12 protein-coding genes, 2 rRNA genes, 3 pseudogenes and 5 other annotated features are annotated in these 20454 nt (G+C 62.1%); of the genes and pseudogenes, 9 read left to right on the top strand and 8 right to left on the bottom strand.

Annotated elements, in window-relative coordinates; all coding sequences use genetic code 11:
• The first annotated feature begins 284 nt into the window (after positions 1–284).
• Both NM962_22785 and NM962_22780 read left to right on the top strand, forming a co-directional pair.
• Positions 285–467: a hypothetical protein gene (locus NM962_22785; protein ID UVO12600.1), complete on the top strand. Its 183-nt coding sequence runs from the start codon at positions 285–287 to the stop codon at positions 465–467.
• A gap of 432 nt (positions 468–899) precedes the next feature.
• Positions 900–1067 (top strand): annotated as a pseudogene (locus NM962_22780) (hypothetical protein).
• A 342-nt stretch (positions 1068–1409) separates the two neighbouring features.
• Here the strand turns inward: NM962_22780 and NM962_22775 are convergent.
• A complete protein-coding gene (locus tag NM962_22775; protein ID UVO12599.1) occupies positions 1410–1673 on the bottom strand; it encodes a 13E12 repeat family protein in 264 nt (87 codons plus the stop codon).
• Positions 1674–1704: 31 nt separating this feature from the next.
• Between NM962_22775 and NM962_22770 the strand changes: the two genes are divergently transcribed.
• Positions 1705–1953, top strand: a complete 249-nt coding sequence (locus NM962_22770; GenBank protein UVO12598.1) for a 13E12 repeat family protein — start codon at positions 1705–1707, stop codon at positions 1951–1953.
• Positions 1947–2218, top strand: a sequence feature (23S ribosomal RNA rRNA prediction is too short). It overlaps the preceding gene by 7 nt.
• 139 nt (positions 2219–2357) lie before the next feature.
• Here the strand turns inward: NM962_22770 and NM962_22765 are convergent.
• Complete coding sequence (locus NM962_22765; GenBank protein UVO14916.1) at positions 2358–2546, bottom strand: hypothetical protein; 189 nt, start codon at positions 2544–2546, stop codon at positions 2358–2360.
• A gap of 67 nt (positions 2547–2613) precedes the next feature.
• On the opposite strand from NM962_22765, the pseudogene NM962_22760 reads away from it, so the two are divergent.
• Positions 2614–2835 (top strand): annotated as a pseudogene (locus NM962_22760) (13E12 repeat family protein).
• Positions 2826–3342, top strand: a sequence feature (16S ribosomal RNA rRNA prediction is too short). (Overlaps the previous pseudogene by 10 nt.)
• Positions 3343–3389: 47 nt before the next feature.
• Here NM962_22760 and NM962_22755 read toward each other — a convergent pair.
• Entirely contained in the window at positions 3390–3821 is a 432-nt protein-coding gene (locus NM962_22755) for a hypothetical protein (GenBank protein UVO12597.1), read from the bottom strand.
• 329 nt (positions 3822–4150) lie between these two features.
• Between NM962_22755 and NM962_22750 the strand changes: the two are divergent.
• Positions 4151–4456, top strand: a pseudogene (locus NM962_22750) (acyltransferase domain-containing protein).
• 389 nt (positions 4457–4845) lie between these two features.
• On the opposite strand, the gene NM962_22745 reads toward NM962_22750, so the two are convergent.
• Positions 4846–5205 carry a hypothetical protein gene (locus tag NM962_22745; protein UVO12596.1) on the bottom strand — a complete coding sequence of 120 codons (360 nt, stop codon included), beginning with the start codon at positions 5203–5205 and terminating at the stop codon, positions 4846–4848.
• Between the two features lie 31 nt (positions 5206–5236).
• Positions 5237–5683 (top strand) — a sequence feature (16S ribosomal RNA rRNA prediction is too short).
• A 5-nt stretch (positions 5684–5688) separates the two neighbouring features.
• Positions 5689–5822, top strand: a sequence feature (16S ribosomal RNA rRNA prediction is too short).
• Positions 5823–7099: 1277 nt separating this feature from the next.
• Positions 7100–8396, top strand: a sequence feature (most likely nonfunctional fraction of RNA operon).
• Between the two features lie 207 nt (positions 8397–8603).
• On the opposite strand from NM962_22745, the gene NM962_22740 reads away from it, so the two are divergent.
• The 3 genes from NM962_22740 to NM962_22730 all read left to right on the top strand — a co-directional run bounded on the left by NM962_22740 (position 8604) and on the right by NM962_22730 (position 12511).
• Positions 8604–9742, top strand: a protein-coding gene (locus NM962_22740) for an IS3 family transposase (protein UVO12595.1) whose coding sequence is annotated in 2 segments (ribosomal slippage) — positions 8604–8874 and positions 8874–9742 — 1140 coding nt in all. Because the reading frame shifts where the segments join, the coding sequence is not laid out codon by codon here.
• A gap of 134 nt (positions 9743–9876) precedes the next feature.
• Positions 9877–11064: an IS481 family transposase gene (locus NM962_22735; protein ID UVO12594.1), complete on the top strand. Its 1188-nt coding sequence runs from the start codon at positions 9877–9879 to the stop codon at positions 11062–11064.
• A gap of 442 nt (positions 11065–11506) precedes the next feature.
• On the top strand, positions 11507–12511 hold the full coding sequence (locus NM962_22730; GenBank protein ID UVO12593.1) for an IS30 family transposase: 1005 nt from the start codon (positions 11507–11509) through the stop codon (positions 12509–12511).
• Between the two features lie 66 nt (positions 12512–12577).
• Here NM962_22730 and NM962_22725 read toward each other — a convergent pair whose 3' ends face one another.
• Positions 12578–13813 (bottom strand): IS256 family transposase, encoded by a 1236-nt coding sequence (locus tag NM962_22725; protein UVO12592.1) that lies wholly within the window; start codon positions 13811–13813, stop codon positions 12578–12580.
• 284 nt (positions 13814–14097) lie between these two features.
• On the opposite strand from NM962_22725, the gene NM962_22720 reads away from it, so the two are divergent.
• Positions 14098–15312 carry an IS110 family transposase gene (locus tag NM962_22720; GenBank protein ID UVO12591.1) on the top strand — a complete coding sequence of 405 codons (1215 nt, stop codon included), beginning with the start codon at positions 14098–14100 and terminating at the stop codon, positions 15310–15312.
• A 453-nt stretch (positions 15313–15765) separates the two neighbouring features.
• On the opposite strand, the gene NM962_22715 is transcribed toward NM962_22720, so the two are convergent.
• The 3 genes from NM962_22715 to NM962_22705 form a co-directional block, all read right to left on the bottom strand.
• The gene (locus NM962_22715; GenBank protein UVO14915.1) at positions 15766–17178 is read right to left on the bottom strand and encodes an IS1182 family transposase; all 1413 of its coding nucleotides are present in this window, start codon (positions 17176–17178) and stop codon (positions 15766–15768) included.
• Positions 17179–17327: 149 nt separating this feature from the next.
• Positions 17328–17440, bottom strand: a 5S ribosomal RNA gene (gene rrf, locus NM962_22710).
• A gap of 140 nt (positions 17441–17580) precedes the next feature.
• Positions 17581–20449 (bottom strand): 23S ribosomal RNA (locus tag NM962_22705).
• Positions 20450–20454: the final 5 nt, after the last annotated feature.

The following is a 20454-nucleotide window of genomic DNA, read 5'->3' as shown; positions in this document are numbered from 1 at the left end:
GCGACGATCGCAAGCGCGACGAAGTCACGCGCAGCGGGTCGGCGCCGTCGAACTAGCGACGATCGCAAGCGCGACGAAGTCACGCGCAGCGGGTCGGCGCCGTCGAACTAGCGACCCCAGCTACCGTCGCCGCCGCCGTCGGTGACAAACCCGACCCGAGCGACTCCCAGAACCTCTCCCACACAAAATCCGGTACCCGCCGATCACCACGGCCCCGAAACCCCGCCTGATACCCCATACCGCACCAACACCTCTCGATCGCCGAGGTAAAGGCCGCGGCTCCGGTGACAGGACTGGGGATGGCCGGTGGCGCCAAGCGCCCGGGTGCCAAGAAGGCCGCCCCGGCCGCCGCACCCGCCGCCGAGGCCAGCGCTGCGGCACCCGCGGCACCGGCCGAACCCGCCGCAGGTGATCGCAAGCGCGGCGGAGCCGGGCGAAGCGGGTCGCCGCTATTAACCCAGCGGTGATCGCAAGCGCGGCGGAGCCGGGCGAAGCGGGTCGCCGCTATTAACCCAGCGGTGATCGCAAGCGCGGCGGAGCCGGGCGAAGCGGGTCGCCGCTATTAACTTCAGCGAGGCTCGACGAAGGAGAGGCGAAGCTGGGACCGCGGCGTGAACCCGGCGGTTCAGCGAGGCTCGACGAAGGAGAGGCGAAGCTGGGACCGCGGCGTGAACCCGGCGGTTCAGCGAGGCTCGACGAAGGAGAGGCGAAGCTGGGACCGCGGCGTGGCGGTTTAGCGAGGCTCGACGCAGGAGAGCCGAAGCTGGAACCGCCGCATAGACTCGGCGGTTTAGCGAGGCTCGACGCAGGAGAGCCGAAGCTGGAACCGCCGCATAGACTCGGCGGTTTAGCGAGGCTCGACGCAGGAGAGCCGAAGCTGGAACCGCCGCATAGTTGTTGCGAAGAAGGCAGCGACCAAGGCTCCGGCCAAGAAGGCCGTGACCAAGGCTCCGGCTAAGAAGGTTGTTGCGAAGAAGGCAGCGACCAAGGCTCCGGCCAAGAAGGCCGTGACCAAGGCTCCGGCTAAGAAGGTTGTTGCGAAGAAGGCAGCGACCAAGGCTCCGGCCATCTGGGGAACGGTGCGTCCGCGAGGCGGTTGTCGAAGTCTCGCGCTGGATCACGGCTCAGTCTACCCATACAACGGCGATGACCCGAACCACCCGAATGGAACCGCCGCACAGGCCCGGCGGTGCACTACTGGCGCGCTGGTCGCATCCCGCTCAGGCTTCGTGGGCCACGCCCTGACCGGCCTCACGCTCGGCGCCATTGGTGCCGGCCGTTCGCCACTCGAGTACCCCCGAAAGGGCCTTTCCGTTCGACTTGCATGTGTTAAGCACGCCGCCAGCGTTCGTCCTGAGCCAGGATCAAACTCTCCAAACAAAAACCAATTTGGAAACAATCCCAAAACATCAGTCAAAAACTGACATCAAAAAAACACCACACCCCCAACACGGGGCGCCGAAGGCATGGCAAAAACAACAACAAACAAAAACCACCACTTGGGGGTCGAGGTAGCCCTTGATGGGGGTCATGCCGTCGCTGCCTTGCGGGCCGAGGATTACACCGCGGCGTTTGGCGCGATCGTCTTCGGTGTAGTTGCCGTCGGGGTGTAGGTGGTCGGCGAGGCGTTGGGCGAGTTTGGCGAGTTCGTCGGGACGACACTCGGTGCCCAATGCGGTGAGGTGTTGTTCGGCCTGGGTCAGGGTGCCGGCGTCGACCTCCGGGCGGCGTCTGGCGGAGGCCGCCGAACTGGGTGACCGCCGCACCCTCACCGGCGAAGCGTTGGAACCGGTACTGCCGACGGTGGCTACCGCCCAACGTGCGGGGAAGATAAGCACCGCCCACATCGCGGTGATCCGCTCCTTCTTCACCTACCTACCCGCCGAGGTCGACGCCGGCACCCTGACCCAGGCCGAACAACACCTCACCGCATTGGGCACCGAGATTCCGTGAGTAGTGGCGAGCGAAAGCGGAGGATGGCTAAACCGTATGCATGTGATACCGGGTAGGGGTTGTGTGTGCGGGGTTGTGGGAGCGTCATGTCTGGGTCTACTCACCTGGAGGACAGTGAGAAAGTGTTGTGGTTAGCGGAAGTGGCTTGGGATGGCCTGCCGTAGACGGTGAGAGCCCGGTACGTGAAAACCCGATACCTGTCTTGTGATGTTTCCCGCTGCACCGACAACACCGTCTTGATAAACCCCGCCACACCCGAAGCCGACTCAAGGTGCCCCAGATTAGTCTTCACCGACCCCAACACCAACGGCGCCGACGACCCACGATCACCAAACACCGCCGACAAGGCATCCAACTCAATCGGATCACCCAACGCCGTCCCAGTCCCATGCGCCTCGACATAATCAATATCCGCCGGGGACAACCGCGCCGACGCCCCCCGAAACCACCAACGTACTCACCGGCACCGCAGCAGCCGCCGCCACCACCTCAACATCGGGAGCCTGCTCCACAATCACATGCGCATTAGTGCCCGACACCCCAAACGAGGACACCCCCGCCCGACGCGGACGCGACACCACCGGCCACTCCATCGCCTGCGCCGCAACCACAAACTTCGACGCCCCCACACCCGCATTCGGCGTCAACTCCGAAAAATTCGCCCGCGCCACCTGGGACGCCGTACTGGCCCGCTGGGCAGCCCCCGGCATGTGCAACCCCAACGATGACACCCCCTGTACCGGAGGCACTCCGTCGCAAGCCGCGATCGACGCCGATACCCGCAGCGCCGCCCAACGCAACCACGACGCCCTGACCGCCATGTGCCGCGCCCTACTGGCCTCGGGAAACCTCGGCCAGCACAACGGCTTACCGGCCACCATCACAAGGCTAAAACTCAAAGGAATTGACGGGGGCCCGCACAAGCGGCGGAGCATGTGGATTAATTCGATGCAACGCGAAGAACCTTACCTGGGTTTGACATGCACAGGACGCCAGCAGAGATGTTGGTTCCCTTGTGGCCTGTGTGCAGGTGGTGCATGGCTGTCGTCAGCTCGTGTCGTGAGATGTTGGGTTAAGTCCCGCAACGAGCGCAACCCTTGTCTCATGTTGCCAGCACCAAGGCTAAAACTCAAAGGAATTGACGGGGGCCCGCACAAGCGGCGGAGCATGTGGATTAATTCGATGCAACGCGAAGAACCTTACCTGGGTTTGACATGCACAGGACGCCGGTAGAGATATCGGTTCCCTTGTGGCCTGTGTGCAGGTGGTGCATGGCTGTCGTCAGCTCGTGTCGTGAGATGTTGGGTTAAGTCCCGCAACGAGCGCAACCCTTGTCTCATGTTGCCAGCACGTCACCATCACGCTGCGCATCCGAAAGCCGCTTGAGCACCACCACCCCAGCACCCTCAGACCGCACATAACCATCAGCAGCCGCATCAAACGTCTTGCACTGCCCATCCGGGGCCAACATCCCCCACCGCGACGTCGCAATGCTGTTCTGCGGGGTCAACATCAAATTCACCCCAGCAGCCAACGCCTGATCCGACTCCCGACGCCGCAAACTCGCACACGCCAAATGAATCGTCACCAACGACGACGAACACGCCGTATCCAACCAGATCCGCCTCAAGCGCCATCGACAGATCCAGCATCTCCACCGGATAACCAGTCTTGTCGGCAACCACCGCCAACATGTCCCCGACCAAATCCACACCCGCCGCCGGAGCAACCGCCACCGAAGCAACCGGAGCAGGCGCAGCAGCCGCGGGAGCAACCGGCGCAGGCGCAGCAGCGGCAGGTGCAGCCGCCGGACCCATCAACGACTGCAGGTAGTCAACGATCTCCTGCAGCGTCACCAACGCCGCCATCGTCGCCGTCTCCACCTCAGGCGTCGGAGACACCCCGACAGAACAGGAGGACACCCCCGCGGCACTGACCGCCTGAACCACCAACTCGAAGAATCACACGACGACGTCGTACACCACGCCCGTGGACTTGACCGCTGGCCACCTGACATACCGACAAACCATCAGTGATCACCGCCAACACGGCCAGCATCACCCGAAGTCATACACCGGCTGCTGCGCCCCTGTCGAGCGTCGGTTGATGGTTGACGGATCTGTTTCGGTTGATCCTTGACACTCGGGTTTAGTGCTTAGGCCGGACCGCGGGTGCGGAGGGCCCGTTTGTTTCTTATTTTGTTGCGCAGGTGGGTTTTTCGCTGCGTGAGGTGATTGCTGACGGTGTGGAGATTTCCGGTGATGCGCAGGTGCAGCCGGTGATCATGGGGTTGCAGTTGGCGTTGGCGGCGTTGTGGCGTTCCTATGGGGTTGTTCCGGATGCGGTGATTGGGCATTCGATGGGGGAGGTGTCTGCGGCGGTGGTGGCCGGGGCGCTGACGCCGGAGCAGGGTTTGAAGGTGATCGGGGTGCGGTCGGCCTTGATGTCGCGGCAGGCTGGTCAGGGTGCGGTGGCGTTGTTGGAGTTGGATGCCGTTGCTGCCGGTGAGTTGTTGCCGTCGAAGGTGGGATCGGCGATTGGGACGAAGTCGTAACAAGGTAGCCGTACCGGAAGGTGCGGCTGGATCACCTCCTTTCTAAGGAGCACCATTTTTCCCCCGTCCCCGCAAAGAGTGCGGGATTGATGATGGTTGGGATATTTTTCGCTGGCGCCTGTAGTGGGTTGCTGGTGGTGCAGATTGTTTTCAAACAGCAACAGCTTTGATCACCAACTGCCAGGGGCCTTGTGCTTCTGGTGGCCGACTTTGGTTGGGCACACTGTTGGGTCCTGAGGCAACAGGCCGTTTGTCGCCCTTTTGTGGGGTGGGTGTGTTGTCGCTCCATCTTGGTGGTGGGGTGTGGTGTTTGTTTTGTGGATAGTGGTTGCGAGCATCTAGCAAGCAAGGCTTTGTGTCTTGTTTGTTTTTGCAAGGCGGCGGCTGCTGCGGTGCCGGTGAGTACGTTGGTGGTTTCGGGGAAGTCGCCGGCGCGTATCGCGGCCACCGCCGGGGTGCTCGCACAATGGCTGCAGAACGACGGCGCCGAGATCGCCCTGGCCGACATTGCCCATGCGCTCAACCATCACCGCACTCGCCACCAGAAGTTCGCGACCATCGCCGCCCGCGATCACGAGCAGGCCATTGCGGGGCTTGCTGCGCTGGCCGCCGGTGAATCCGCCCCCGGCGTCGTTGAACCCGCGGCGGCGCTGCCCGGCCCCGGCACGGTGTTTGTGTTTTCGGGTCAGGGTTCGCATTGGGTGGGGATGGGTCGTCGGTTGTTGGCCGATGAGCCGGTGTTTGCTGCGGCTGTTGCTGAGTTGGAGCCGGTTTTTGTTGCGCAGGTGGGTTTTTCGCTGCGTGAGGGTTCCCTTGTGGCCTGTGTGCAGGTGGTGCATGGCTGTCGTCAGCTCGTGTCGTGAGATGTTGGGTTAAGTCCCGCAACGAGCGCAACCCTTGTCTCATGTTGCCAGCACGTTATGGTGGGGACTCGTGAGAGACTGCCGGGGTCAACTCGGAGGAAGGTGGGGATGACGTCAAGTCATCATGCCCCTTATGTCCAGGGCTTCACACATGCTACAATGGCCGGTACAAAGGGCTGCGATCCCGTGAGGGTTAGCGAATCCTTTAAAGCCGGTCTCAGTTCGGATTGGGGTCTGCAACTCGACCCCATGAAGTCGGAGTCGCTAGTAATCGCAGATCAGCAACGCTGCGGTGAATACGTTCCCGGGCCTTGTACACACCGCCCGTCACGTCATGAAAGTCGGTAACACCCGAAGCCGGTGGCCTAACCCTTGTGGAGGGAGCCGTCGAAGGTGGGATCGGCGATTGGGACGAAGTCGTAACAAGGTAGCCGTACCGGAAGGTGCGGCTGGATCACCTCCTTTCTAAGGAGCACCATTTTTCCCCCGTCCCCGGTCAACATCAAATTCACCCCAGCAGCCAACGCCTGATCCGACTCCCGACGCCGCAAACTCGCACACGCCAAATGAATCGTCACCAACGACGACGAACACGCCGTATCCAACATCATCGCCGGCCCATGCACACCCAAGAAATACGACAACCGCCCCGCCGCAAAATTCGGCGCATTACCAAAAGGCACATACGGATCAATTTCTTCGGCACGAATATTACCGACAATATTAAGCGCGTAATCGTTAGTCGTCATACCCACGAAGACGCCAGTCGCAGTACCCCGAATCGCCTCCTTAGTGATCCCGGCATGCTCCAACGCCTCCCAGGCCACCTCCATCAACAACCGCTGCTGAGGATCCATCGCATCAGCCTCACGCGGCGAAATACCAAAAAACTCCGCATCAAACTCCGCCGGCTGCCACGACGTCAAAAACCCACCCTCACGAGAACAAATCGTCCCCGCCACCGAATGATCCGACGAAAACAACCCATCCGCATCCCAACGATCCGCCGGAACCCGAACAATCCCCGAACCCTCATCACACAACAACCGCCACAACGCAGCCGGCCCATCCACCCCACCAGGCAGACGACACCCAACACCCACCACCGCAATCGGCTCAGTATCCCCGGCCTCAGCAACCGCCAACCGCGCCGTCAAATCATCAATCTTGCGCAGCGCCTCAGCAACAATCGCCCGACGATCCGGCCCCCCGACCGGCGCAGCACTCTTCTCGCTCAACTCAACCTCCCGTCGAAGGTGGGATCGGCGATTGGGACGAAGTCGTAACAAGGTAGCCGTACCGGAAGGTGCGGCTGGATCACCTCCTTTCTAAGGAGCACCATTTTTCCCCCGTCCCCGTCACGAGTGCGGGATTGATGATGGTTGGGATATTTTTCGCTGGCGCCTGTAGTGGGTTGCTGGTGGTGCAGATTGTTTTCACACAGCAACAGCTTTGATCATCAACTGCCAGGGGCCTTGTGCTTCTGGTGGCCAGCTTTGGTTGGGCACACTGTTGGGTCCTGAGGCAACAGGCCGTTTGTCGCCCTCGTGGGGGTGGGTGTGTTGTCGCTCCATCTTGGTGGTGGGGTGTGGTGTTTGTTTTGTGGATAGTGGTTGCGAGCATCTAGCAAGCAAGGCTTTGTGTCTTGTTTGTTTTTGCAATTTTTGTTTCTTGGTTTGTGTGTTTTGTAAGTGTTTAAGGGCGCATGGTGGATGCCTTGGCATCGAGAGCCGATGAAGGACGTAGGAGGCTGCGATATGCCTCGGGGAGCTGCCAACCGAGCGTGGATCCGAGGATGTCCGAATGGGGAAACCCGGCACGAGTGATGTCGTGTCACCAACTGGTGAATGTATAGCCAGTGGGGAGGTAACGCGGGGAAGTGAAACATCTCAGTACCCGTAGGAAGAGAAAACAAAATGTGATTCCGTGAGTAGTGGCGAGCGAAAGCGGAGGATGGCTAAACCGTATGCATGTGATACCGGGTAGGGGTTGTGTGTGCGGGGTTGTGGGAGCGTCATGTCTGGGTCTACTCGCCTGGAGGACAGTGAGAAAGTGTTGTGGTTAGCGGAAGTGGCTTGGGATGGCCTGCCGTAGACGGTGAGAGCCCGGTACGTGAAAACCCGATACCTGTCTTGTGATGTTTCTGGTTTTTGTTTGGAGAGTTTGATCCTGGCTCAGGACGAACGCTGGCGGCGTGCTTAACACATGCAAGTCGAACGGAAAGGCCCTTTCGGGGGTACTCGAGTGGCGAACGGGTGAGTAACACGTGGGTGATCTGCCCTGCACTTTGGGATAAGCCTGGGAAACTGGGTCTAATACCGAATAGGACCGCATGCTTCATGGTGTGTGGTGGAAAGCTTTTGCGGTGTGGGATGGGCCCGCGGCCTATCAGCTTGTTGGTGGGGTAATGGCCTACCAAGGCGACGACGGGTAGCCGGCCTGAGAGGGTGTCCGGCCACACTGGGACTGAGATACGGCCCAGACTCCTACGGGAGGCAGCAGTGGGGAATATTGCACAATGGGCGCAAGCCTGATGCAGCGACGCCGCGTGGGGGATGACGGCCTTCGGGTTGTAAACCTCTTTCAGTATCGGCGAAGCTCCGGGATTTTTCTTGGGGTGACGGTAGGTACAGAAGAAGCACCGGCCAACTACGTGCCAGCAGCCGCGGTAATACGTAGGGTGCGAGCGTTGTCCGGAATTACTGGGCGTAAAGAGCTCGTAGGTGGTTTGTCACGTTGTCCGTGAAAACTCACAGCTTAACTGTGGGCGTGCGGGCGATACGGGCAGACTGGAGTACTGTAGGGGAGACTGGAATTCCTGGTGTAGCGGTGGAATGCGCAGATATCAGGAGGAACACCGGTGGCGAAGGCGGGTCTCTGGGCAGTAACTGACGCTGAGGAGCGAAAGCGTGGGGAGCGAACAGGATTAGATACCCTGGTAGTCCACGCCGTAAACGGTGGGTACTAGGTGTGGGTTTCCTTCCTTTAGGGATCCGTGCCGTAGCTAACGCATTAAGTACCCCGCCTGGGGAGTACGGCCGCAAGGCTAAAACTCAAAGGAATTGACGGGGGCCCGCACAAGCGGCGGAGCATGTGGATTAATTCGATGCAACGCGAAGAACCTTACCTGGGTTTGACATGCACAGGACGCCACTGAGGTGAGCCCTTCGTAGTGGTCCAGTTGTTGTGCGACTCTGATGCCCGGTGTTCGGGCAGGAAGAATCGGCAACGACATGGCAGCCAAGAAGCGCCGGCGGCATACGCCGGATCAGATCATCCGCAAGCTCGCTGAGGGCAACAAGCTCCTCGGGACCGGCCAGGAACTGGCCGAGGTGTGCCGGCACCTGGAGGTCACCGAGTCGACGTGGCATCGCTGGGTGGCCCAGTACGGCGGCATGAAGGCCAGCGACGCCAGACGCCTCAAAGAGCTCGAGGCCGAAAACGCCAGGCTCAAGAAACTGGTGGCCAACCAGGCCCTCGACATCGACATGCTCAAGGAGATCTCGGAGGGAAACTTCTAACCCCGAACCGCAAGCGCAGCGCCGTGGTGATGCTGCGCGAGCGGTTCGGGGTCTCGCAGCGTCGGGCCTGCGCGGTGGTGGGCATTCACCGCTCCACGATGCGCCTGACGCCGACGCCCATCACCGACGGGGAAGCCGAGCTGCGGGCCTGGCTGCGCACGTTCTCCACCGACCGGCCACGCTGGGGATGGCGACGCGCCGCGGCGATGGCCCGTAAGGCCGGCTGGGCGGTCAACAACAAGCGCGTTCGCCGCCTGTGGCGCGACGAGGGGCTGCGAGTTCCCCAGCGTCGCAGGAAGAAACGGCTGACCGGCATTGGTACAGCGGTTGGGGCGATGTCGCCGATCGCACCGAACGTGATCTGGGCGATGGACTTTCAGTTCGACACCACCGCCGACGGGCGCACCATCAAGATGCTCAACATCATCGACGAATTCACCCGCGAGGCCCTGGCGATCCACGTCGATCGCGCCATCAATGCCGACGGCGTCGTCGACATCCTCGACCGGTTGGCCCTCGCGCATGAGGTGCCGCACTACGTGCGCTTCGACAACGGGCCCGAGTTCGTTGCCCACGCGGTCAACGACTGGTGCCGGTTCAACGGCACCGGCTCACTGTTCATCGATCCCGGGTCCCCCTGGCAGAACGCCTGGATCGAATCGTTCAACGGCCGACTGCGCGACGAGCTGCTCAATTCCTGGCGCTTCGACTCGCTCCTGGAAGCCCAAGTGATCATCGAGGATTGGAGGATCGACTACAACGCCAACAGACCGCATTCAGCACACCGCGGACTCAGCCCAGCCGAGTTCGCCCTACAGTGGACCACGACCCACCAACCCCAAGCCGCATAGCGACTGGACCAGAAACCGGGTCCCCCTCAGTGTATGACCTCGGTTGATGCTTGACATTTCGGTGTCGGGTGATGCTTGACGGTGTTTCGGCTGAGGCTTGACAGTTGCTTCGGTTGATCCTTGACACTCCCTTGATGAGGGAGTTGAGCGTGGTTGAGCAGCGGTATCAGGCCGTGTTGGCGGTGATCAGCGATGGTTTGTCGATAGGTCAGGTGGCGAGCAAGGTCGGGGTGTCCCGTCAGACGTTGCATGCGTGGTTGGCTCGCTATGAGGCGCAGGGTTTGGACGGGTTGGCTGATCGGTCGCATCGTCCGAGGTCGTGTCCGCATCAGATGCCGGCGCCGGTGGAGGCGGCGGTGTTGGAGTTGCGGCGTTCGCGGCCGTATTGGGGGCCGCGGCGGCTGGTGTTCGAGCTGGCCAAGCGCAAGGTGTCGCCGATGCCGTCGGAGTCGGGGGTGTATCGGGCGTTGCTGCGGGCGGGGTTGATCGAGTCCAGCGGCCGGGATCGGCGCTCACGCAAGTGGAAGCGCTGGGAACGCGGGGCGCCGATGGAGTTGTGGCAGATGGATGTCGTGGGTGGGTTTCCGCTGGCCGATGGGACCAGCGTCAAGGCATTGACCGGGATTGATGACCATTCCCGGATGTGTGTCTGTGCCCGGTTGATGGTCCGGGAGCGTGCTCGGGCGGTCTGTGACGGGTTGCGTGATGCGTTGGCGGCTTATGGGGTGCCCGAGCAGATCTTGACCGACAACGGCAAGGTGTTCACTGGGCGGTTCAACCATCCGCCGGTGGAGGTGCTCTTCGATGCGATCTGCCGTCAGCACGGGATCGAGCATCTGCTGACTGCGCCGCGTTCGCCGACGACGACTGGCAAGATCGAGCGGTTTCATCGCAGTTTGCGTGCTGAATTCCTGGCCGGCGGCAGGCCTTTCGTCAATCTCAAGGCGGCCCAGCGGGCGTTGGACGAGTGGGTTGCCGACTACAACACCGTGCGCCCGCATCAGGGGATCGCCATGGCCACACCGGCTCAACGTTTCACCTCGGGCACCGTACCGGTGGCCCCGGTGGATCCCCCGGCCATCCCGGGTGATCGCACCGGTGATGACTGGGTGTCGCGTCGGGTCACCAGCAACGGGGTCGTGTGCGTGGCGTGGCAGCAAGTCAGTGTGGGTGTCCACCATGCCGGTTCACGCTGCGATGTCCACGTCGACGGGGACCTGCTGCGGTTCTTCATCGGCGACGATCTGGTCAAGACCGCCGCACGAACCAGCACCGGCGAGGTAAGAAACAAACGGGCCCTCCGCACCCGCGGTCCGGCCTAAGCACTAAACCCGAGTGTCAAGGATCAACCGAAACAGATCCGTCAACCATCAACCGACGCTCGACAGGGGCGCGGGGTTTCGGGGCCGTGGTGATCGGCGGGTACCGGATTTTGTGTGGGAGAGGTTCTGGGAGTCGCTCGGGTCGGGTTTGTCACCGACGGCGGCGGCGACGGTAGCTGGGGTTTCGGGGGCGACGGGCCGGCAGTGGGCTAGGTCTGCGGGGTATCAGACCAAAACCAAGCACTACGGCTTGCGGTATTCGCAGCAGGTCAAGGACGCGTTCTGGGGTGCGCTGCGCGGTGGCGCGACTCCGAGACAGGCCGCGGTGAACGCCGGCGTGTCAGAACACACCTGCCGACGTTGGGTCCAACAGGCTGGGTATGTGCCCAGAACCCCTGTCCCGGCTGGTGTTGAACCCGAATGCGCGTCTGTGCCGCCGGTGATGACGTTTGTCGAACGCTGCCGCCTGGAGGATTTGCTCGAGGACGGCTACACCCAAGCCCAGGCAGCCGACCTGCTGGGCCGGGATCGCTCGACGATCCATCGGGAGGCTTGCCGGGGCGTGACCAGCCCTGGTCGGGTGTATCGCGCCCGCACCGGCCAGGACGCCGTCGACGCGGCCCGAGCACGCCCCAAGCTGCGCAAGCTGGAGACGAATCCGGCGCTGCTGGCCGAGGTTGTGCGACGCTTGAAACGGCGGCACAGCCCGCAACAGATTGCGGGCCGGCTGCGCGAGGATTTCCCCGACGATCCGGAGATGTGGGTGTCTCACGAAACCATCTACCAGGCCCTCTACGTCCAACCCCGCGGGGAGTTGGCCCGCCTCGTCAAAGAGGCATTGCGGACCGGGCGTACGCGACGTAAGCCTCAGGGCCGCAACACAACTGAAGGGCCCGGCAAGATCAAGGACATGGTCAATATCAGTGAGCGGCCGGCCGAGGCCGACGACCGTGCGATACCCGGGCATTGGGAAGGCGACTTGATCATCGGCAAGAACCAGGCCTCCCAGATCGCCACCCTGGTGGAGCGGACCACCGGCTTTGTCCTGCTGCTGCACCTGCCCGAGGACCGCCGCGCGGCCACCGTCGCCGATGCCATGACCGCAAAGATCTCTGATCTCCCCGAGGTACTGCGTCTATCGCTGGCCTGGGACCAGGGCAAAGAGATGGCGCTGCACACCAAGATCACCGAGGCTACCGGCCTGCCGATCTACTTCTGCGACCCGCACAGCCCCTGGCAGCGCGGCACCAACGAGAACACCAACGGACTGCTCCGCCAGTACTTCCCCAAAGGCACCGACCTGTCGTTCCACGGCCCCGGCATCCTCGACAACGTCGCCGCCGAACTCAACGCCCGACCCCGCAAACGCCTCGGCTGGCGCACCCCCGCCGAAGAACTCGACCGACTACTGTCAGACCCGTCCACGTTTGTTGCAGCGACCGCCTGAATCCAAGCGGGTCAAGTCCACGGGCGTGGTGTACGACGTCGTCGTGTGATTCTTCGAGTTGGTGGTTCAGGCGGTCAGTGCCGCGGGGGTGTCCTCCTGTTCTGTCGGGGTGTCTCCGACGGTGCGTGATTTGCTGAGGACGTCGAGTCCGAGGTAGCGCCGGGATTCGGCCCATTCGTCGTGTTGTTCGGCGAGTACGGCGCCGACGAGGCGGATCAGGGCGTTGCGGTCGGGGAAGATGCCGACGACGTCGGTACGGCGGCGGATCTCTTTGTTGAGCCGTTCCTGGGGATTGTTGCTCCAGATTTGGCGCCAGATCTGTTTGGGGAACGCGGTGAACGCCAGCAGGTCCGGGCGGGCGATCTCGAGGTGTTCGGCGACCTTGGGCAGCTTGTCAGCCAGTGCGTCGATGATCCGATCATATTGTGCTCCAACAGATTCAGCATCGGGTTGGTCGAATACCGAATGCAGCAAGGTCCGCACCCACGGCCACGACGCCTTCGGTGTGACGCTCATCAGATTCGTCGTGTAGTGGGTTCTGCAGCGCTGCCAGGCCGCGCCGGGCAAAGTGGCCCCGATCGCGGCCACCAGCCCGGCGTGGGCGTCACTGGTGACCAGCTTCACCCCCGACAGCCCGCGGGCGGTCAGTGACCGCCAGAACGTCAGCCAGCCGGCACCGTCTTCGGCGGTGGACACGTCGATGCCCAGGATTTCACGGTAGCCCTCGGCGTTGACCCCGACGGCAATCAGGGCGTGCACGTTGACCACCCGCCCGCCTTCGCGGACCTTGAGCACCAGGGCGTCGGCGGCGACGAACGTGTACGGGCCGGCGTCCAGTGGTCGGGTACGAAAGGCCTCGACGGCGGCGTCAAGCTCCTTGGCCATCACCGAAACCTGCGACTTCGACAGCGACGTGATGCCGAGAGTTTCGACGAGCTTGTCCATCCGTCGGGTGGACACCCCCAGCAGGTAGCAGGTCGCCACCACCGTGGTCAGCGCCCGCTCGGCGCGTTTGCGGCGTTCCAGCAGCCAGTCCGGGAAGTACGAGCCCTGGCGCAGCTTGGGGATCGCCAGATCGAGACTGCCTGCGCGGGTATCGAACTGGCGGTGCCGGTAGCCGTTGCGGGAGTTGGTCCGCTCGGTGCTGCGCTCGCCGTAGCCGGCGCCGCACAGGGCGTCGGCCTCAGCGCCCATCAGGGTGTGGATGAACGTGGCCAGCAGCTCACGCAGCACGTCAGGATGCGCTGTAGTGAGTCGTTCGGCAAGCACGGCGGGCAGGTCGATATTGTGGGCAGTGGTCATCGCGTTGATTCCTTTGCTCGAGTGACTTTGACGGGTCTCTCGAAGAATCACGCGATGACCTTCAATCATTCGGCAACGACACGCCGGTCCCGCTGATCAGGTCCGACTCGTACACCACTCTGCTGGACGCAACCCCTCTCCTGCGTCGAGGCTCGCTGATATAGATCAAGTTGGTCCTTCTCAAATGCCTCCGGAGGTGTCAGGAAGGGATCTGTAACTGATTCCTTGTTGGGCCCGTGTGTTGGCGCACGCGGACCTTCCTGACACACCCCGGAGGTGTTGTTGTGTCTGTGCAGAGTGCTCCAGTCACGTCGTCCACGATCGTCGTCGCCGTTGATGTCGGCAAGACCTCGGCATTGTTTTCGGTGACCGACGCGGCCCGCGATCAGCTGGTCAGCCCCACGGAGTTCGCGATGAACCGCTCCGGCCTGACCCGGGCCGCGGTCGCGATCATGGCTGTGGTTCCGGTGTCGGGGCAGGTCAAGGTCGCTGTCGAGGCCGCGGGCCACTATCACCGTCCGGTGCTCGATTATCGCTGGCCGGACGGCTGGGAGGTGGTGGAGCTCAATCCCGCCCATGTCGCCGAACAGCGCCGCGTGCAGGGCCGACGCCGTATCAAGACCGACGTCATCGACCTGGAGGCCATCACCGAGTTGGTGCTGGCCGGGCACGGACGCCCGGTCAGCGACCGCGATGCGGTGATCGGTGAACTTAGTGCCTGGGCCGGGCATCGGAGCCGGCGGGTGGCCACCCGCACGGCGACGAAGAACCAACTACTCGGCCAGCTGGATCGAGCCTTTCCCGGACTGACCCTGGCGCTGCCGGATGTGCTGGCCACCAAGATCGGTCGGCTGATCGCCGCGGAGTTTTCCGATCCGTCGCGGTTGGCCGCCCTCGGACCCAACCGATTGATCCGCTTCGCCGCGGCCCGGGACCTGCAGCTGCGCCGCCCCGTCGCCGAGCGCCTGGTCGCCGCGGCCCGTGAAGCGCTGCCCACCCGTGATGCGGTGATCGCCCGCCAGATCCTGGCCGCCGACCTGAACCTGCTGACCGATCTGGACACGCAAATCCAGGCCGCTGAGGATAGGTTGGAGGCGCTGCTGCCGCGCAGTCCGTTCACCACGTTGACGACAGTGCCGGGCTGGGGAGTGGTGCGGGCGTCCAATTACGCTGCTGCCCTTGGCGATCCGGGCCGCTGGCCCGGCCCGCGACAAATCTACCGCGCCTCGGGACTGTCGCCGATGCAGTACGAATCCGCACACAAGCGCCGCGACGGCGGCATCAGTCGAGAAGGCAGCGTGGCACTGCGCCGCGCCCTGATCGACCTCGGAATCGGGCTGTGGCTGACCGAGCCGGCGGCCAAGACCTACGCCAGCGGACTCAAAGCCCGCGGCAAGCGCGGCGGGGTCATCGCCTGCGCACTGGCCAACCGCGCCACCCGCATCGCGCATGCCCTGGTGCGCGACCACACCCCCTACGACCCGACCCGCTGGGCCTGACTGTTCACCAACGAAAGGAACCGACCAGATCCCTTCACAACTCCCGTCGGTAGTGCCACGCTAAACGGACGGGACGAAGGGCCGGACCAGATGCCGTACTCGCTATGGCGGACCCATCCGCGGGCTACGCCGAGGTTAGCTTGGCACCCGGCCCTTCGCCTCCACGGCAGCCCGAACGACGCCAGATAACCCACACCAGAGGTTGCATACATCAGCGTGGGCGCCAGGCACCCGTCCCTCATCCAGCAGCACCAACCGACCGCGACAACGCAACGCCCCCACCCAGGGTCGACGACCCACTACGGCTAGGAGCGTGGGTCGGTAAGGGTTTGCGCGGGTCCACGGCGGTGCCGGTTTCATTGTGCGCTGGTGGCGGTAGCCGTCGGCGTGTCGCCGCCCTGGCCGCACAATCAACGCCGTAGCCGCACGATCAATGGTCGAGCGGTTGGCGGCTCAGCTGGTGGCGAGCCCGGCCAGTCCGTGGACCCCGATGTGGCCGTGGAGTTTGCGTAGGTTGTGGCAGGCGGCCAGCAGCAGCCATTCGCCGCGGGCTTGGTCGAATCCGCGCAGCAGTAGGTGTTTGGCGTTTTGCAGGGTGGCCATCTGGCCGAAGACGGGTTCGACGATGGCCTTGCGGCGTGCATAGACGCGACGGCCGGTCTTGGTGGCCAGCTTGCGGGCCATGCGCTGCCTGCCGGTGGCCGAGTTGGGGATCCGGCCGCGTGGGGCCACCGGTGGCGGATCCCCGCGGCGGGCCCGGCCGGTGGCGACGAAGAACTCGGTGCCGCACTCGGTGGTGAAGTCGGCGGCACGATCAAGATTGTCAGCCGAGCAGTACCCGGCATCGGCAAGCACTTGGCCGGGCACCTGCCCGGTGTTGTCGGCAGCTTGTTCGGTCATCGGCATCAAGGTGCCCACATCGGAGGCGTTGGTACCCACGGCGGTGGCCACGATGACCTGGTGGTCGGCATCAACAACGGTCTGGGCGTTGTAGCACTGGTGAAACGCCCCATCGGCGGTGAGCATGATCTTCGACTCGGGGTCAGTGAAGTTACGCTGCGCCTTCGGTTTCGGGACGGCCGCGCCGGCAGCCTCGGCGCCCTTGCCGGTGATGGTGTCGTCATCGTCGCCGCGTTCGCGTGCTTTGGCTTCTGCCTGCTCACGAGCCCGCTGCCGGGCTTCTTCCTCCAATGCGGCCTTGGCCTCGCGGATCTTGGCCAGCCGGGTTTCGCGGCGGGCCAGTTCTGCTGGTAGTTCGTCACCGCGCCGGTTCTTGCCGAATTTCTTGTCCTCGTCCTTGTCGATGCGCTCGGCATCGGCCAACAGTGCCGAGACCTCGTCGGCGAGGACCTTCTCCTTCTCAGTCATCCGCGCATAGCTCATCGCCTTACGCTTGGAAGCATTGGCCCGCACCTTGGTGCCATCGAGGGCCACCTGGCCCAGACTGACCATGCCGGCGGCCTGACACAACGCCAGGGCTTGGACGAACAGATGCCCCAGGGCGGACAAGTGGCGTTTGCGGAACCGGGCGATCGCCCGGTAATCGGGGGCCGATCCTGCGGCCAGCCACCGAAACGCGACCACATCAACACAGGCGGCTTCCAGTTTCCGCGAGGAACGCACTCCAGTGGTGTAGCCATGCAGCAGAATGCGCACCATCAGCCGCGGGTCATACGGTGGCCCACCACGGACCTCGGTATAGGCCGCGGTGATACGTGACAGGTCCAGGTGCTCATCGACCAGATCAGCGATGAAGCGGGCCAGGTGATCGGCCGGTAGCCAGTCATCCAGCGACGGCGGCAACAACAACCCCTGATCCGGGTTAAACGCCCGGAAGGTCTTGTCCACCGGTGCCTTCGGCCCCAACGAATCCAAATCCACCCGCTGCGAAGGATCTACCTCGAACAAACCACCATCACCGAGATCATCAGGCACACCCCATCATCGCCCGCACCCAGCAATCAGACGTTCACCCCGGCTGGCGTGTTACCGACCCAGGCTCCTAGCCATGTTGTGTTCGGCGGTGTCCTACTTTTCCACCCGTGTGGGCAGTATCATCGGCGCTGACAGGCTTAGCTTCCGGGTTCGGGATGGGACCGGGCGTTTCCCTGTCGCTATTTCCGCCGTAACTCTATTTTCTTTTCCCTCTGGTGGACCGTTCCCCCTGTGGGGTGGTTCACCTGTGTCACCATGTGTGTTTGGTGGTGGGGTGTGGGTTCTTTGAGTATTTTGTGGTGTGGTTGCGGGCAACACATTGTTTGTTTCTTTGTGTTGTAAGTTTTCGGCCGGTTAGTGCCAGTTCCCTGCACACCTTGCGGTGCTTCCAGGTCTGGTCTATCGATCCCGTGGTCTGCGGGGGGCCTTATCCCTCTAAAAGGGTGAGAATCCTGGTCTTGGAGTAGGTTTCCCGCTTAGATGCTTTCAGCGGTTATCCTGTCCGAACGTAGCCATCCAGCCGTGCTCCTGGTGGAACAACTGGTATACCAGAGGTTCGTCCGTCCCGGTCCTCTCGTACTAGGGACAGGTTTCCTCAAGATTCTGACGCGCGCGGCGGATAGAGACCGAACTGTCTCACGACGTTCTAAACCCAGCTCGCGTGCCGCTTTAATGGGCGAACAGCCCAACCCTTGGGACCTGCTCCAGCCCCAGGATGCGACGAGCCGACATCGAGGTGCCAAACCATCCCGTCGATATGGACTCTTGGGGAAGATCAGCCTGTTATCCCCGGGGTACCTTTTATCCGTTGAGCGACACCCCTTCCACTCGGGGGTGCCGGATCACTAGTCCCGACTTTCGTCCCTGTTTGACGTGTCAGTCTTACAGTCAAGCTCCCTTGTGCACTTACACTCAACACCTGATTGCCGTCCAGGTTGAGGGAACCTTTGGGCGCCTCCGTTACATTTTAGGAGGCAACCGCCCCAGTTAAACTACCCACCAGGCACTGTCCCTGAACCAGCTTCATGGTTCGAAGTTAGAGGTCCAATACGATCAGAGTGGTATTTCAACAACGACTCCACCCACACTGGCGTGCGAGTTTCACAGTCTCCCACCTATCCTACACAAACCGCATCGAACATCAATACCAAGCTATAGTGAAGGTCCCGGGGTCTTTTCGTCCTGCCGCGCGTAACGAGCATCTTTACTCGTAATGCAATTTCGCCGAGTCTATGGTTGAGACAGTTGAGAAGTCGTTACGCCATTCGTGCAGGTCGGAACTTACCCGACAAGGAATTTCGCTACCTTAGGATGGTTATAGTTACCACCGCCGTTTACTGGGGCTTAAATTCTCAGCTTCACCCCGAAGGGTTAACCGGTCCTCTTAACCTTCCAGCACCGGGCAGGCGTCAGTCCGTATACATCGTCTTGCGACTTCGCACGGACCTGTGTTTTTAGTAAACAGTCGCTTCTCACTGGTTTCTGCGACCCCCTCCCGCTGCCCACCGCAAGGGTGTTGACGGTATGAGGGTCCCCCTTCTCCCGAAGTTACGGGGGTATTTTGCCGAGTTCCTTAACCATAGTTCACTCGTACGCCTTGGTATTCTCTACCTGACCACCTGTGTTGGTTTGGGGTACGGGCCGTGTATGTGCTCGCTAGAGGCTTTTCTCGGCAGCATAGGATCACCGAATTCGCCGCAATCGGCTATGCATCACCTCTCGGACTTGATGCCAGACGGATTTGCCTATCTGACGTCCTACGGGCTTGCCCCAGTATTACCACTGACTGGTACGGCTACCTTCCTGCGTCACCCCATCGCTTGACTACTACCAGCGAAGGTCCCACGCAGCCAGTGATCGTCGCTCCCCGAAAGGATTGATCGACCACCTTTTGGGTGGTTAGTACCACTGATTCATCATGGGCGCCCACACACGGGTACGGGAATATCAACCCGTTGTCCATCGACTACGCCTGTCGGCCTCGCCTTAGGTCCCGACTCACCCTGGGAGGACTGGCCTGGCCCAGGAACCCTTGGTCTTTCGGCGGGCAAGGTTCTCACTTGCCTCATCGCTACTCATGCCTGCATTCTCACTCCCACACCCTCCACCACTAGATCACTCTGTGGCTTCACCGGATGCAGGACGCTCCCCTACCCAATACTTACGTATTGCCGCGGCTTCGGCGGTGTGCTTGAGCCCCGCTACATTATCGGCGCACAATCACTTGACCAGTGAGCTATTACGCACTCTTTCAAGGGTGGCTGCTTCTAAGCCAACCTCCTGGTTGTCTAAGCGACTGCACATCCTTTTCCACTTAGCACACGCTTTGGGGCCTTAGCCGGCGATCTGGGCTGTTTCCCTCTCGACGCACGGAGCTTATCCCCCGCCGTCTCACTGCCACGCTTACACTCACCGGCATTCGGAGTTTGGCTGACGTCAGTAACCTAGTAGGGCCCATCGGCCATCCAGTAGCTCTACCTCCGGTGAGAAACACGCAACGCTGCACCTAAATGCATTTCGGGGAGAACCAGCTATCACGGAGTTTGATTGGCCTTTCACCCCTACCCACAACTCATCCCCTCAGTCTTCAACCTAAGTGGGTTCGGGCCTCCACGCGGTCTTACCCGCGCTTCACCCTGGCCATGGGTAGATCACTCCGCTTCGGGTCCACAACACGCCACTACACCAGCCCCTCTGGACTGGATACGCCCTATTCAGACTCGCTTTCGCTGCGGCTACCCCACACGGGTTAACCTCGCGACGTGCCGGTGACTCGCAGGCTCATTCTTCAAAAGGCACGCCATCACCCCACCACAAGGGAGGGCTCTGACGGATTGTAGGCACATGGTTTCAGGTACTATTTCACTCCCCTCCCGGGGTACTTTTCACCATTCCCTCACGGTACTAATCCGCTATCGGTCATCGAGTAGTATTCAGGCTTACCGGGTGGTCCCGGCAGATTCACAGCAGATTCCACGGGCCCGCTGCTACTCGGGAAACATCACAAGACAGGTATCGGGTTTTCACGTACCGGGCTCTCACCGTCTACGGCAGGCCATCCCAAGCCACTTCCGCTAACCACAACACTTTCTCACTGTCCTCCAGGTCATGCGGCGGTCCCAGCTTCGCCTCTCCTGCGTCGAACCTCGCTGAACCGCCGGGCTCATGCGGCGGTCCCAGCTTCGCCTCTCCTGCGTCGAACCTCGC

The sequence above is a fragment of the Mycobacterium sp. SVM_VP21 genome (assembly GCA_024758765.1).
In the GTDB taxonomy this organism is placed as follows: Bacteria; Actinomycetota; Actinomycetes; order Mycobacteriales; family Mycobacteriaceae; genus Mycobacterium; species Mycobacterium heraklionense_C.
Note: the sequence above shows the minus strand (reverse complement) of the source record. Positions and strands in the feature narration are given on the sequence as shown.